Source organism: Amnibacterium sp., assembly GCF_036559085.1.
Classification (GTDB): Bacteria; Actinomycetota; Actinomycetes; order Actinomycetales; family Microbacteriaceae; genus Amnibacterium.
Genome location: NZ_DATBTU010000015.1, coordinates 18,359 through 32,498 on the forward strand (window position 1 = coordinate 18,359; position 14,140 = coordinate 32,498).

16 protein-coding genes are annotated in these 14,140 nt (G+C 74.1%); 7 read left to right on the plus strand and 9 right to left on the minus strand.

Going from position 1 to position 14,140, the window contains the following annotated elements:
- Positions 1–2 precede the first annotated feature (2 nt).
- Positions 3–1,175, minus strand: coding sequence for an acetyl-CoA C-acyltransferase (locus VIG76_RS02725; protein WP_331950793.1), 1,173 nt, complete (start codon positions 1,173–1,175; stop codon positions 3–5).
- A 71-nt stretch (positions 1,176–1,246) separates the two neighbouring features.
- Here VIG76_RS02725 and VIG76_RS02730 point away from each other — a divergent pair, with 71 nt between their 5' ends.
- Complete coding sequence (locus tag VIG76_RS02730) at positions 1,247–2,026, plus strand: EI24 domain-containing protein (RefSeq protein ID WP_331950795.1); 780 nt, start codon at positions 1,247–1,249, stop codon at positions 2,024–2,026.
- Positions 2,027–2,039: 13 nt separating this feature from the next.
- Here the strand turns inward: VIG76_RS02730 and VIG76_RS02735 are convergent, their stop codons facing one another.
- Both VIG76_RS02735 and VIG76_RS02740 read right to left on the minus strand, forming a co-directional pair.
- Complete coding sequence (locus VIG76_RS02735) at positions 2,040–2,792, minus strand: class II glutamine amidotransferase (RefSeq protein WP_331950797.1); 753 nt, start codon at positions 2,790–2,792, stop codon at positions 2,040–2,042.
- A complete protein-coding gene (locus VIG76_RS02740; protein WP_331950799.1) occupies positions 2,747–4,000 on the minus strand; it encodes an MFS transporter in 1,254 nt (417 codons plus the stop codon). The genes VIG76_RS02735 and VIG76_RS02740 overlap by 46 nt, the downstream gene beginning before the upstream one ends.
- Positions 4,001–4,181: 181 nt before the next feature.
- Between VIG76_RS02740 and VIG76_RS02745 the strand changes: the two genes are divergently transcribed.
- Positions 4,182–5,699, plus strand: a complete 1,518-nt coding sequence (locus VIG76_RS02745; protein ID WP_331950801.1) for a carboxylesterase/lipase family protein — start codon at positions 4,182–4,184, stop codon at positions 5,697–5,699.
- A 16-nt stretch (positions 5,700–5,715) separates the two neighbouring features.
- Here VIG76_RS02745 and VIG76_RS02750 read toward each other — a convergent pair whose 3' ends face one another.
- From VIG76_RS02750 to VIG76_RS02760, 3 genes are all read right to left on the minus strand, one after another.
- On the minus strand, positions 5,716–6,483 hold the full coding sequence (locus VIG76_RS02750) for an LLM class flavin-dependent oxidoreductase (RefSeq protein WP_331950803.1): 768 nt from the start codon (positions 6,481–6,483) through the stop codon (positions 5,716–5,718).
- 27 nt (positions 6,484–6,510) lie between these two features.
- Positions 6,511–7,077, minus strand: coding sequence for a hypothetical protein (locus tag VIG76_RS02755; protein ID WP_331950805.1), 567 nt, complete (start codon positions 7,075–7,077; stop codon positions 6,511–6,513).
- Positions 7,078–7,242: 165 nt separating this feature from the next.
- Entirely contained in the window at positions 7,243–7,593 is a 351-nt protein-coding gene (locus VIG76_RS02760) for a TfoX/Sxy family protein (protein WP_331950807.1), read from the minus strand.
- Positions 7,594–7,711: 118 nt separating this feature from the next.
- On the opposite strand from VIG76_RS02760, the gene VIG76_RS02765 reads away from it, so the two are divergent.
- Both VIG76_RS02765 and VIG76_RS02770 read left to right on the plus strand, forming a co-directional pair.
- Positions 7,712–8,575: an esterase/lipase family protein gene (locus tag VIG76_RS02765; protein WP_331950809.1), complete on the plus strand. Its 864-nt coding sequence runs from the start codon at positions 7,712–7,714 to the stop codon at positions 8,573–8,575.
- A 13-nt stretch (positions 8,576–8,588) separates the two neighbouring features.
- A complete protein-coding gene (locus VIG76_RS02770; protein WP_331950811.1) occupies positions 8,589–9,608 on the plus strand; it encodes a patatin-like phospholipase family protein in 1,020 nt (339 codons plus the stop codon).
- 15 nt (positions 9,609–9,623) lie between these two features.
- Here VIG76_RS02770 and VIG76_RS02775 read toward each other — a convergent pair whose 3' ends face one another.
- The 3 genes from VIG76_RS02775 to VIG76_RS02785 form a co-directional block, all read right to left on the minus strand.
- A complete protein-coding gene (locus VIG76_RS02775) occupies positions 9,624–10,175 on the minus strand; it encodes an OsmC family protein (protein WP_331950813.1) in 552 nt (183 codons plus the stop codon).
- 182 nt (positions 10,176–10,357) lie between these two features.
- Positions 10,358–10,750: a RidA family protein gene (locus tag VIG76_RS02780; RefSeq protein ID WP_331950815.1), complete on the minus strand. Its 393-nt coding sequence runs from the start codon at positions 10,748–10,750 to the stop codon at positions 10,358–10,360.
- A 43-nt stretch (positions 10,751–10,793) separates the two neighbouring features.
- Positions 10,794–10,976 carry a hypothetical protein gene (locus VIG76_RS02785; protein WP_331950817.1) on the minus strand — a complete coding sequence of 61 codons (183 nt, stop codon included), beginning with the start codon at positions 10,974–10,976 and terminating at the stop codon, positions 10,794–10,796.
- A 198-nt stretch (positions 10,977–11,174) separates the two neighbouring features.
- Here VIG76_RS02785 and VIG76_RS02790 point away from each other — a divergent pair, with 198 nt between their 5' ends.
- The 3 genes from VIG76_RS02790 to VIG76_RS02800 all read left to right on the plus strand — a co-directional run.
- Complete coding sequence (locus tag VIG76_RS02790; protein WP_331950819.1) at positions 11,175–11,378, plus strand: hypothetical protein; 204 nt, start codon at positions 11,175–11,177, stop codon at positions 11,376–11,378.
- A gap of 183 nt (positions 11,379–11,561) precedes the next feature.
- On the plus strand, positions 11,562–12,758 hold the full coding sequence (locus VIG76_RS02795) for an MFS transporter (RefSeq protein WP_331950821.1): 1,197 nt from the start codon (positions 11,562–11,564) through the stop codon (positions 12,756–12,758).
- Between the two features lie 36 nt (positions 12,759–12,794).
- A partial coding sequence (locus VIG76_RS02800) for an alpha/beta hydrolase (RefSeq protein ID WP_331950823.1) occupies positions 12,795–14,140 on the plus strand: 1,346 nt, incomplete at its 3' end.

Genomic DNA, 14,140 nt, shown 5'->3' on the forward strand with positions numbered 1-14,140 from the left:
GCCTAGATCGCCTCGAGCAGCACCGCGGCGCCCTGGCCGCCACCGCCGCAGATGCCGGCCGCGCCGAACGCGCCGCTGCCCTGCGCGGCGAGTCGCCGTGCGAGGTGCCCGACGATCCGGGCGCCGGATGCGCCGATCGGATGCCCGAGGGCGATCGCGCCGCCGTAGGCGTTCACGATGGCGGGGTCGACGCCGAGCTCGCGGGTCGAGACGACGGCGACGGCTGCGAACGCCTCGTTGATCTCGACCGCGGCGAGGTCGTCGGCGGAGCGGCCGATGGTGTCGAGCGCCCGGCGGACCGCGTTCGACGGCTGCGCGTGCAGCGAGACGTCGGGCCCGGCGACGAAGGCCGAGCCGAGGATGCGCGCCGTCGCGGTGAGGCCGAGCTCCGCCGCGACCGCCTCGTCGGCGAGCACGACCGCCGCGGCGCCGTCCGTGATCTGCGAGGCGTTGCCGGCGGTGATGCCGCCGCCCGTGCCGAAGGCGGGCGCGAGGGTCGACAGCGAGTCGACCGTGGTGCCCTTGCGGAGCCCGTCGTCGATCGAGAGCACCGTGTCGCCCTTGCGGCCCCTGATCGTGTACGGCGCGATCTCGGCCTCGAGGAACTCCGCGCCGGCCTCGAGCCGGCGGTGCGACTCGGCGGCCCAGGCGTCCTGATCCTCGCGCGTCACCGAGTGCTCGGCGTTGTGTGCTTCGGTGGACGCGCCCATCGCGATGTGCTCGAAGGCGTCCCACAGGCCGTCGTGGTCCATCGTGTCGAGGAACTCGACCGCGCCGTAGCGGTGGCCGAGGCGGGAGCCCGGCCACGCATGCGGGGCGAGCGTCATCGACTCCATGCCGCCGGCGACGACGATCCTCGCCCGCCCCGTCTCGATGAGCATCGCGCCCTGCGCCACGGCCTCCGTGCCCGAGAGGCAGACGACGTTGAGGGTCGCCGCCGGCACCGTGAGCGGGATGCCGCCGCCGACCGCCGCCTGGCGTGCGGGGCCCTGGCCGGCGCCGCCCTGCAGCACCTGACCCATCAGCACGCGGTCGACCTGGTCGCCCTGCACGCCCGCGCGCTCGAGCGCGGCGCGGATGGCGTGCCCGCCGAGCACCGTCGCGGGCACGGTCGCGAGCGCCCCCATGTACTTCGCGAACGGGGTCCTCGCGTACCCCACGATCACCGCAGCCATGCCGGTCCCGCCTCTCCGGATCGTCCTCGATCCCTCATCCAAACCTATGCCCGGGATGGGACGCTCTCGCTGTGCCCGTTCCCCGCCGCAACCCGTTCCGCGAGCTCGCCGGCGGCGTCGCGGACCTCGGCCGGGGCTTCGCGGTGTGGGGCACGTCGCCCCGGCTGATGCTCTTGGGGGCGATCCCCGCGGCCATCGTCGGGCTGCTGTTCGCGGGCCTCCTCGGCGGCCTCGTCGCCCTGCTGCCCGGGATCACGGCCGGCATGACGCCGTTCGCGGACACCTGGTCGCCGGCGCTGGCCGAAGCGCTCCGCACCCTGCTCGACGTCGCGATCCTGCTGGTGTCGGGGCTGCTGCTCGTGCTCGTCTTCACCGCGGTCGTGCTGACGGTGGGGGATCCGTTCTACGAGCGGATCTCGCGAGCGGTCGAGCAGCGCCTCGGCGACGCCCCGAACGAGGTGGAGGAGCCGGTGCTCGCCGGCGTGCTGCGCGCGGCCGGCGAGGGCGCGGTGCTCGCCGGCGCCGGGCTGCTCGTCGCGCTGGTCGCGTTCCTGGTCGGGCTCATCCCGGTCGCCGGCACCGCCCTGGCGGTCGCCGCCGGCCTCGTGCTCGGCGGCCGGCTGCTCGTGCTCGAGCTGACGGGCACGCCGTTCGCCGCGCGAGGCCTGGCCCTTCGCGACCGGCTCCGCGCCGTCCGCGGCTCCCGGATGCGTGTGCTCGGCTTCGGCACCGCCGTCGCGGCGCTGTTCCTTCTCCCGTTCGCGCCGGTCGTCCTCATGCCGGCCGCGGTCGCCGGCGCGACGGTGCTCGCCCGCACCCTGCTCGAGCGCACCCCGACCGCGGAGGGCTGACCGCGCAGCCTGCCTAGGCGGCGGCGGGCAGCTCCGCGACCGTCCGGACCTCGACCTCCAGGGTGTGCCGCTGCACGACGAGCACCTCGCCGTTGCCGAGCGTCTCCCAGCCGTGGCCCCATCCGCTCGACGCGACGATCACCGCGTCCGGGGTCACCCGGTAGCGCATGTGGTAGTACTCGTGCTCCGCCTCGCGCGCCTCGGCCTCCGGGCTGTAGCGGCTGAGCGCGACGAGCTCCCGGTCGGTGATGAGCATCGCGTTCAGGCTCGAGAAGGGCAGCGTGTCGGCCACCAGCGAGGCGGTCTCGGCGAGGGCGTCAGCCGGGTCGGCGGTCCTCGCCGCGGCGATGGTGGCGAGGGCGTAGCGCTCGCTGTCCGTCGAGCCCTTCCGGAGCGCGGCGAGGTCGGCGGGGAGGAACGGGTCGAGCGCCTCAGCCTGGCTGATGGTTCCGTTGTGCGCCATCGCGATCGCGCCGTCCGAGAACGGATGCGTGTTCTCGACGGCCGTGGCGCCGAGCGTCGCCCAGCGCACGTGCGCGAGGCCGAGGTCCGTGCGGTGCTCCTGCGACACCTGCGCGAAGCCGGGGCTGGCGTGCGCGGCGTCGGCGGCGCGGTAGGTGCCGACGCCCTGCTCATCGGCCCAGGCGAAGCCCCATCCGTCGGCGTGCTTGCGCGACAGGTCGGTGAACTCGGCGAGCTCGTCCGCGCCGAGCAGGTCGCTCAGGGTGACGGGAGTGCGGGACGCGTAGGCGAGGAGTCGGCACATGGTCCGATCCTCTCTCCGCGGGTGGGTGGGGCCAGGCGCGGCAGGCCGAGCAGGGCCAGCACGCCCACAGCGAACGCCGCCGCGGCCGGCACCACGAAGCCGGCGCCGGGCCCCGCCCGGTCGATGACGGCACCCGCGACGCCCGCCGAGAGCGCGTAGGTGAGGCTGAGCGCGGTGTTCGTCCAGGCGAGGCCCTCGGTGAGCCGTTCCCGAGGGATGAGGGTCTCGACGAGCGTGGAGCCGGTCGCGATCACCGGCGCGATGGCGATGCCGGCGACGAAGAAGATGCCCGCGAGCAGCGGGATCGGCGGCACCAGCGCCATCGGCATCGTGAGCACCGCGAGGAGCACGGCGACGACCGCGAAGCGGCGGTGCATCCGGCCCCGCCAGCGGATGGCGCCGTACACGAGGCCGCCGAGCATGCTGCCGGTCGCCCAGAGCGCGAGCACGACGCCCGCAGCGGCGGGGACGCCGGCAGCCTTCGCGAGTGCCGCGACGGAGACCTCCGCCGACCCGAAGATGCCGCCCGCGGCCGCGAACACCGCGACGAGCACGAGGATGCCGCGCATCCGCAGCACCGGCCCGCGGGCGTGCTCGGGATGCGGGGCGCCGTCGCCGATGGGCGGCTGCGTGCGGTGCTGCCCCGCGAGCAGCAGCGAGCCGACGACCGCGGTGACCGCCGCGAGCAGCAGCCCGACGGCCGGATGCACGAGGGCGGCGAGCAGCGTCACCGCGATCGGGCCGGCCACGAAGACGACCTCGTCGAGCACCGACTCGAGCGCGAAGGCCACCTGCAGGTCGCGGCCGTCGAGGATCAGCGCCCAGCGGGCGCGCACGAGCGCGCCGACCGACACCTGCGTGACGCCGGCGAGGCCGGCGCCGATCAGCACGAGCACGAACGGGGCGCCGAGCACCGCGAGCAGCACGACCGCCACGATCAGCAGCCCGTGGATCGGGGCGGCGACCCGCAGCAGCCGGGCCTGCCCGAACCGGTCTGCGAGCCGCGCGACGGCGGGGGAGGCGAGCGCCGAGCAGATGCCGAAGGTGCCGGCCGCCGCGCCGCCGAGCGCGTAGGACCCGGTCGTCCGCTGGACGAGCAGCACGAGGCCGAGGCCGACCATCGCGATCTCGAGGCGCGCGAAGAGGCCCAGCGCCGAGAACGGGAAGGCGCCGGGCCGCGCGAGGATCGATCGGTAGGGCGCGAGCACGAGCCTCGACGCTATCGGCGGGTGCCGACGGTCAGCCCTTGAGGCCCGAGAAGGTCATCGTGGCCCCTCGGCTGTTGCCACTTTCTGCGGTTATGGGGGCCCGATAACCGCAGAAAGTGGCAACACCCGTTCTTTCGGCTCCCATAGGAATCGTTCATCCGGTTGCGCGATGCTCAGCGACATGAGCGATCTGGCGGGCGACGACGGGCTCGTCGTCGCGACCCGCGCGGGCCTGGTGCGGGGGCGTCGCGACCACGGGCTCGTCGCCTGGCGCGGCATCCCGTACATGGCGCCGCCGGTCGGGCCGCTCCGCTACCGCGCACCGCAGCCCCTCGCACCGTGGACGGGCATCCGCAACGCCGCCGAGTTCGGTCCGGTCGCGCCGCAGCCGCGCACCTCGGCGGCGGCCGGCGCGGGCCGCCGGACGCCCATGTCCGAGGACGCGATGACCGTCTCCGTGCTGCGGCGGGCCCGGTCCGCCGGGCGCCGCCCCGTGATGGTCTACCTGCACGGCGGCGGCTTCGGGATCGGCGCCGGCAGCGCCACCGCGTACGACGGCGCAGGGCTCGTCGCCCGCGGCGACGTGGTCTTCGTCACCGTCAACTACCGGCTCGGCGCGCTCGGCTGGGTGGACCTCTCGCGTTTCAGCCGTCCGGATGCGCCGATCGACGGGAACCTCGGCCTGCGCGACCTCGTCGCGGCGCTGCAGTGGGTGCGCGAGAACATCGCGGCCTTCGGCGGCGACCCGGACGACGTGACGATCTTCGGGGAGTCGGCCGGGGCCACCGCCGTGCTCACCCTGCTCTGCGTGCCGGCGGCGCGCGGCCTGGTGCATCGCGCCATCGCGCAGAGCCCGGTCATCGGCGCGATCCCGGATGCCGCGCAGGCCGCGGAGTGGGCGGAGGAGTTCCGGCTGCTCCTCGACGCGACCGCCGCCGAGATGCCCGAGCGGTTGCGCTCCGCCGACGTCGGCGAGCTGATGGACGTGACGAAGCGGCTCGGCGACCGGATCAGCGCCGAGCACTCCGGGGTGCTGCTGCTCGCCCCCGTGATCGACGGCGACGTGCTGCCGCAGCGGCCGCTCGACGCCTTCGTGGAGGGCCGGGCCGCGCCCGTGCCGCTCGTGATCGGCACGAACGCCGACGAGGGCACCCTGTTCCAGCTGCTCGTCCGCGACCTCGCTGCGACGCCCGGCCACGTCGACCGGCTCTTCGAGCAGACCCTCCCGAGCGCGCGGCAGGCGATCCTCGGCGGCTACCCCGCGTATCCGAAGGGCCGCTCGATCGCGGGCCTGGTCACCGACCTGGTCTTCTGGGCGCCGGCGGTCGTCGCGGCCGCAGGCCACTCCGCCGTCGCGCCGACGTGGATGTACCGCTTCGACTTCTCGACGCCGCTGCTCGAGCGCGTCGGCCTCGGCGCGACGCACGCCGCGGAGATCGACTTCGTGTTCGGCCGGCCCGACTCCGCGTTCCAGCGGCTCTTCGGCCTGCTCGGCGGGCGCCACGAGACGCGGGCAGTCGTCCGGCGGATGCACGCCCGCTGGCTGCGTTTCGCGAGCGCCGGCGATCCGGGCGAGGACTGGCCGCGCTACGACACCGAGTCGCGCCGCACGCTGATCATCGACGCGGAGGACCGCGTCGAGTCCGATCCGCGCTCGGATGCCCGCCTCGCGTGGGAGCCCGTCACGGCGCTGCGCTGATCGGATGCTGGGCTGATCAGGGCCCTGCGCTGATGATCGCCCGCACCGCGTCGAGGTCGATCCGGTAGGGGCCCACCCGCGTGAGCACCCAGTCCGCGCCGGCGTCGCCCCACGGAGCCGGATCGACGTCGGGCTGCAGGTCGACGACGAGATCGCCGGTCACCTCGGTGCGGAGCGCCGCGAGCTGCTCCGGCGTCTCGAGCTGGATGGGGAAGTAGCCGTCGAACCGGGCCGCGCGGCGCTGCGGGTTGCGGTTCGGGTAGCGGCCGGCGATCCAGATCGGGATCGGCCGGCTCGGCGCCGGCAGGAAGGCGACCTCACGGACGGTGTAGTGCTCGCCGGCGTGGTCGACCGGCTCGCCGGACAGCAGCCCGGTGAGCACCTCGAGGCCCTCGTCGAGCATCCGCCCGCGCACCTTCGGGTCGGTCTCGTCGCCGAACGCACCGAACTCGCCCGCGCCCCAGTCGTCGCCGATCCCGAAGCCGAGCACGAGCCGGTCGCCGGACAGCGCGGCGAGGCTCGCCGCCTGCCGGGCGAGCACCTGCGGCCGGCGCCGGGGGAGCGGGGTCACCATCGGGCCGAACACGAGCCGCTGCGTGCGCATCGCGATCGCGGCCATGCAGATCCACGGATCCGCGATCGCCTGCACGGGCTCGCTGTAGCGGAGGTGGTCCCAGACGAAGAAGCCGTCCCAGCCGGCGGCCTCGGCGTCGGCGGCGAGGTCGCCGATCAGCCTCGGGTCGGCGAGCACGTCGAACGGGGCGACGAAGAGACCACGGCGCATCCCCTCATCCTGCCCGCCGCTACTGCGTCACCGGGTGACGACGTGCCATCCGGCGAAGGTGGCGCTGCTCGCGGCCCAGGCCGCCTCGGTCATCCGCTCGGTGAGCTGGTGCGCGACCGTGACCGTCAGGGGCACCTGCGCCGTGACGGCACCGACGTTCCACGCGGGCCCCTCGCTCGGCGCGGAGACGACGACCGTGAAATCGGTCGCACGGTCGAGCACGCCGGCGAGACGGTCCGCGGCGGCGCGATCGGTCGTCGTGAACATGACGCCGATGCGCTGGGCGGATCCGGCGGGCAGGCCGCTCGCCTGGAGCGCCCGCCAGTCGCCGGTCTCCCGGTCGAGCGCGGACCGCTGCACGGAAGCCGGGGCCCGGTCGAGCTGCAGCGATCCGGCAGGTGTGATGCCGATCGTCGCGTCGAGCTCCGCGACCGTCATCGTCGTGTCGACATCCGACGTCACCGTGGAGTGCAGGGCCACGCCGCCGAGAAGCAGGACGCCGGCGGTCAGCGCGCCGATCCCCACCCGCCGCGCGGTCCGCCGGGCGGTCCCGGTGAGGTCACCTGCACCGGGAAGTGCCGCCTCTGCTGTCACGCGGGCAGTCTGCGCTTGTGTGTCCATGTCGTCCGGCCCCCACGCCCGGTGATCCCGATCCTTTCCCGAACGGGGGCCGACGCACCCGGGATCACCTGAAACGGACCGGTGAGCGTGCTCCGAACCGGCGCGCCGGACCGCGGCCGGAACGGGCTGAGCGCCGGATCAGACCCGCGTGCGCTCCACCTCGAGGGCGTGCACGTGCTCGACGGCCTCGGCCGCGAGGGCGAACCAGTCGACGTCCTCCGCGAGCGGCATCGAGAACCAGCCGCGCATCGGCTTGCGGCCACCAAGCGCCATCGGCTCGGCGAGCCCGAGCCGCTGCAGCCGCTCGGCGGTCACCTCGGGCAGCTTCGCGACGAGCCGTCCGGATCCGTTGACGAAGCAGGCGATCTTCCCGTCGACGCAGAGGGCGTCGGAGCCGAACATCCGCTTCGCCTCGATCGCGGGCGAGCCGGCGTAGCTCGCGAGCAGGTCGCGGAAGACCGCGTCCGCCTCGGGATCCCGGTTCGCCATGGTGGAATCCTGCTCCGTCCGGCGCTGCGCGGCCACCCCTCGGCTGCTCCGGAGCATCCCCTCAGCAGGCGCTCGTACGGTCCTCAGCACGTGCATCGTCGGACGTGAAGGAGCTCTCATGCGGTTGCCTCGGTCTCTCCGCCTCGCCGTCGTCGGCCTGATCTGCGCCGTGGGCGCAGCGGTCGCCGCCCCGGCCTACGCCGGCACGACGGACGCGCCGCCGCCCGGCGCCAACGACTGGTCGTGCAAGGTCTCGGCCGCACATCCGTACCCGGTCGTGCTGGTCCCCGGCACCTTCGAGAGCATGGCGAAGAACTGGGCGACCATGTCGCCGTACCTCAAGGCGCACGGCTACTGCGTCTTCTCGCTGAACTACGGATACACGAACGGCGTCCCGGCGACCGCCTTCATCGAGCACTCGGCGAAGGAGCTGTCGACCTTCGTGAACGCCGTGCTGGCGGCCACGAAGACGAAGCAGGTCGACCTCGTCGGGCACAGCCAGGGCGGCATGATGCCGCGGCAGTACCTGAAGTTCCTCGGCGGCACGAGGACGGTGCACGCGCTCGTCGGCATCGCGCCGTCGAACCACGGCACGCAGGGCTTGATCGTGCCGAACCCCACGGGGGATCCGACCCTCGCGCCGTACTCGTCCGCGCCGGACCCGGCGTGCCAGGCCTGCGCGGAGCAGCAGGCGGGCTCGCCGTTCCTGAAGAAGCTGAACGCGGGCGGCGACGTGCAGGGGCACGTCTTCTACACCGTGATCTCGACCACCCACGACGAGGTCGTCACGCCGTACACGAGCCAGGCGCTCGCCGGACCGTCGTGGCAGGTCACGAACGTGGTGATCCAGCACTTCTGCCCCGCGGATCCGATCGAGCACGACCAGACCCCGAACGACCCCGTCGTGCAGCGGCTGGTGCTCGCCGCACTGAACCACAACAGCGGGCCCCTGCCGAAGTCCTTCTCGCCGAGCTGCGTCTAGTGGAGGGCTGAGCGTGCCCGCCACCCTCGAGCAGCGGGCCGTCGGCCGTGGCGCCGACCTCGTGCTCGAGGGCGGCGGCGTGCGCGGCCTCGCCCTGGCCGGGGCAGTGGTCGGGCTGGCCGACGCCGGCGCCGTCTTCCCACGGATCGGCGGCACCTCAGCGGGCGCGATCGTCGGCGCGCTCGCGGCGGCGTACCAGGTCGCGGGCATCCCGCTCGGCCGGCTGCACGACGACATCGTCGGGCTCGACCTGGCGGCGCTCGAGTCCCGGGGCCCGGTCGAGCGCGTCACCGGGCCGTTCGGCAAGGCGGGCGCGCTCCTGAGCCGCTCCGGCCTCTACCGCACCGACCGGCTGCACGCGTGGCTCACGGACCGGCTCGCCGAGGCCGGGGTCAGCACCTTCCGCGACCTCAGGATCACGACGGATCCCGGCACCGATCTGCTGCCGCAGCAGCGCTACCGGCTGGTCACCCACGTCACGGACCTCACCCGCCGCTGCCTCGTCCGGCTGCCGTGGGACCTGCCGCACTACTTGCTGCCGGAGGGCGACCGCGCATCCGTGCCGGCGCAGGTCGCGGCGATCGACGCCTATCCGGTGGCGGATGCGGTCGTCGCGTCCGCGTCCCTGCCGTTCTTCTTCCAGCCGTTCGAGCAAGCGACGCCCGAGGGCACCTGCACCTGGGTGGACGGCGGGCTGCTGCAGTACTTCCCGATCACGGTCTTCGATCGCACGGACGGCCGTATTCCGCGCTGGCCGACGTGGGGCGTGCGGCTGAGGAGCACGCCGCCGGCGGTCGTGCCGGACAAGCCGGTGCACGGGCCGATCGCGGAGGCGATCACGCTGCTCGAGACGGCCATCGGCCAGTGGAACCGCTACGCGCTCGAGGACGAGGGGATCGACGCCCGCACCGTGATCGTCGACACGAGCGGGGTCTCGCCGACCGACTTCGGCATCGACGCCGCGACCCGAGCCCGCCTGTACGCCAACGGCGAGCGGGCGGCGGCCGCCTTCGCCGCCGCCCGCCGACGCTGAACGGGTGGAGCCGGGTCAGGCCTTGCGGACGGCTGCCGACACCGGGGTCGGGTTGGCGAAGAGGTCGAGCACCGGGCAGTGCGCGTCGACCGCGGCCTTCAGCTCCTCGTAGCGCTCGGCGCTCTCGGGGCCGGTGATCGCGATGTCGAGGCGCACGTCGGTGAAGCCGGCTCGCACGCCCTCGTCGATGCCGAAGAGGCGGCGTGCGTCGAGGTCGCCGTCAGCCGTGATGTCGATGTCGTCGACGACGATGCCGAGCGCCTCCGCGTAGAGGCGGTAGACGACGACCTGGCAGGAGATGAGCGCGGCGAGGGCGAACTCGACCGGGCTCGCGGCCCGGTCGTCGCCGGCGAGCGCGCCCGGCTCGTCGACGAGCAGCTGGTGCTTGCCGGCGCGCAGCCGGGTGGCGACGGCGCCCTCACCTGCACCGCGCACGCGGTAGGTGAGCTGGGCGTTCGCGACGTCGTCGGCGATGCGGCCGTGCCAGGCGGCCGAGGCCTCCTGCAGGCGGGAGGACCGCTCGGCGGCGTCGACGTCGGAGATGGCGGGGGAATCGAGAAGCGTCATGCGGCGACCGTACGGAGCGGGCGCACCCGCCCGCCGACTGTGACGACACGGGACGCAACGCGGCGTCACATGCGGCCGGCGGTCTGCGCGTTCCGCAGGATCGCGGGCCGTGTGCAGGACGACGCGCCGCGCGGGATCCTGCAGACCGCTCGCGGTCCTGCAGACGGTACGGCGGCGCGCGCTCAGGCGGCGGCGACCACCTGGATCTCGAGCAGCCACGCGGGCTGCGCGAGCGCAGGGACGGTCACGAGGGTGCTCGCGGCCCGGCGGCCGCCGAGGAACGCGTCGCGGGCGGCCATCGCCTGGCCGAGCCCCTCGGCCATCTCGGTCGCGACCACGTAGGTCGTGACGCTCACCACGTGCTCGGGGCCCATGTCCGCCTCACGGAGGATCGCACCGATGTTGCGCCAGATCTGCTCCGCCTGCGCGGGCACGCCCTCGGGCACGCGGCCGTCACGGTCCGTGGGCACGACGCCGGCCGTGTGCAGCCAGCGCGTCGGATCCGACACCAGCACCGCGTGCGCGTAGTTCGCGGCGGGTGCGCCGATCTCCGGCGGGACGATCTCCTGGTTCACGCGCCCGAGGTTAGCGGCGCGCCGGACCGCAGTGGCGCAGCGTTCAGTGACCGAGCACGAGGCTCAGCACCACGACCGTGAAGAGCCGGGAGACCTCGATGGTCACCGGGATGCCCACGATCAGGCCGACGCCCCACATCGCGACCCGGGCGGCACCGAGGGGCGTCGCGGGCGCGCGGACGACGGACACGTCGGTCGGCGTCTCGGCGAGCAGTGCGGCGGTCATTCCCGTTTCCTTCGATATCGGTCGCGAATCGGTGGTGCGGATTCGGATATCACGCTAATGCGTCGGGGGCAGTGACAGCCATCCCAGAACAGGGGGCGATGGCCGTGAATCCGCCCGGATCACCTTCTTCAGGTGATGTCGGCGCGCGATGCCATTCTTCGGATCCGCTTCGAATCGACCCCGGAAAGGCAGTGGCCCATGGATGCAGGAGAGGTGGTCGGCGAGGTGCTCGGGTTCGTGCTCTTCTTCGTCGTGCTGGCCGCGGTGCTCGGCGCCGGGGTCCTCGTGCTCATGTTCTTCTGGCGCATGGCCTTCGGCCCTCGGCGCCCGATGCGTCCGCGCCCACCATCGCCGCCGGACGACTGGGACGACGAGGAGTACATCTCCCGGCATCACCATTGAGCTGATATCCGAGGTGACGATCGAATCACTCCATCCCGATTCAGGCCCCACCTCTTCCCAGAGTGCGGAATGGCCAGGTGATCGTCGCGAGGTGCTGACTGCGATACGGCCGGGCGCGGATCGGCTCCCGACCGCGTGGTGTGCCGTGCACTTCGCCCAGGCGTGCCGCGCCAGGATGCTGCGGTGACCACCCGATCGGCGCTCGCTCCCCGGACCGCCGTCCCGTCCGCCCTGCTCGTGGTGGGCGTGCTCGTCGTCGCCGCGAACCTGCGGGCGTCGATCACGGTCGTCGGGCCGCTGATCAGCGACATCCGCGCGGACCTCGGCCTGTCGGACGCGATGGCGGGGGTGCTCGTGGCCATCCCGCTGCTGGCGTTCGCCGTCGTCTCGCCGGTCGCGCCGGCGATCGCTCGCCGATTCGGCGTCGAGCGGTCGCTGGCCGGCGCGCTGCTCGTGCTCGCGGTGGCCCTGGTCGTGCGGTCGCTGCCCTTCGCGGCCGCGCTCTGGGGCGGCACGATGCTGCTCGGGGCAGCGATCGCGGTGCTGAACGTGGTGCTGCCCGCGCTCGTGAAGCGGGATCACACCGCACACGTGGGGCGGATCACCGGCTTCTACTCGGCTGTGCAGAGCGGTGTCGCGGCCGTGGCGGCCGGTCTCGCGGTGCCGATCGCGAGCGCGACCGCCGCGGGCTGGCGCCTCGCGCTCGGCGTCTGGGCGCTGCTCGCCCTCGTCGGCTGGGTGGTCCTCGCCGCGGTGTACCGGGGCCGCGAGCCGCACCGCCCCGTCGTCGTCGTGAATCCGCGGCCGGCCCGATCGCCCTGGACCACGGCCGTCGGCTGGCAGGTCACGCTGTTCATGGGCCTGCAGTCCGTCTCGTTCTTCGTGCTCGTCACCTGGTGGCCGTCGGTCGAGCGCTCGGCGGGCGTCCCCGCGGCGACCGCCGGCTGGCACCTCTCGGTGTTCCAGGCGCTCGGCGTCGTCGGCAGCCTCTCCTGCGGCGCGGTGCTGCGCCGGGGCGGCCACGAGCGCTCGGCCGCCTCGGTCGCGGCCCTGCTCATCCTCGCCGGCATCCTCGGGCAGCTCGCGGAGCCGACTGCGTCGCTGCTCTGGATCGTGCTCACCGGCCTCGGCTGCGGTGCCTCGATCGTGCTCGCGCTGTCGCTGTTCGGCATCCGGGCCCGCGACACCGCGGAGGCCGCCGCGCTGTCCGGGATGGGCCAGTCGATCGGGTACCTGCTCGCGGCGGCGGGTCCGCCGCTGTTCGGCGTGCTCCACGACGGATCCGGCGGATGGGTGCTCCCGCTGCTCGGTCTCGCCGTTGTCGTCGTGCTGCAGCTGGTCGCCGGCGTGGTCGCGGGCCGCACTCCTTCGACCTCCTGACGCAGGGGAGACCGGAGGAAGGGGGAGGATCCCTGTGTGATCGCCGCGCTGCTCCCGCTCCGCGGGGGTGCCGGGGGACGGGCGTCCGCGTCGCTCCTGGCGCTGCTCGGCCTTGTGGCCGTGCTCCTGGGGCTCCCTGCCCCGGCCGCGGCCGCAGCGCCGACGGTCCGCTCGTTCTTCGTCCCGGTGCCCGATTCGCCCGGCAGCGCGGCCCGCATCCGGATCGACGCGGACATCTACACGCCGGCCTCGACGCCCGCCCCGGCGGTCCTACTCGCGCACGGCTTCGGGCAGGACAAGACCGCGCTCGCCTCCGAGGCGCGGCGGCTGCAGCGGGAGGGCTTCGTCGTGCTGGCCTACTCGGCCCGCGGCTTCGGCCGATCCGGGGGCCGGATCGGCCTCGACTCGCTGGACGCCGAGGTGCCGGACGCGCGGGCGCTCGTCGACGTGCTCGCCCGCACCCCTGCGGTCCGGAAGGTCGGCAGCGATCCGGTCGTCGGCGTGGTCGGCGGGTCGTACGGCGGCGCGCTGGCGCTCATGCTCGGCGCGACGGATCCGCGGATCGACACCGTCGTCGCGGCGATCACCTGGAACGACCTCGCGCAGGCGCTCGTGCCCGCCTCCGCCGGCACGGTCGTCGGCGCCGCCGCCACGCCGCTGCGGGACTTCAAGGTCGGCTGGTCGTCGCGGCTCTTCGGCGACGGCCTCGGCGCCTCGGCCGACCCCTGCGGCCGCTTCACGCCGGCGTTCTGCTCGCTCTACGAGCGGCTCATCACCGGCGCCGCGCCGACTTCTGGCGACCTCGCGCTGCTGAAGCGGTCCTCGCCCTCCACCGTGCTCTCCGGCATGCGGGCGCCGACCCTGCTGCTGCAAGGCCTCCAGGACAGCCTGTTCGGCCTCGACCAGGCGGACGCGGACGCCCGGCAGATCGCCGCCGCGGGTGCTCCGGTGCAGGTGCGCTGGTTCGACGGCGGCCACGACGGCGGCGGCACGTCGGGCACCGACGGCGTGGTCGACGCGTGGCTCGCGGCGCACCTTCAGCACCACGAGGCTGTGCCGGCGACCTTCACGTACGACGTGCCGGCGTCGACGACGTCGTTCCCCGAGACCATCACCGCGCCCCGGTACCGCGGGCTCGGCGGTGACCCCGGCGGCGCCGCGTCCGTGCCGCTGGGCGGTCCGGGTGGCGTGATCGTGAACCCGCCGGGCGGCCGGCCGTCGTCCGTGACGTCGCTGCCGGGCCTGGGTGCCGGTACCGCGGTCGGCCGCGCGGCGGGCGGGCTGCTCGCGCGCGCGAATCCGCCTGCCGAGTCGGTGCGCTTCGCCTCCGCCGGCCTGGCGCATCCGATCCTGCTCGCCGGCGCCGCCCGCGTCCGGCTCCG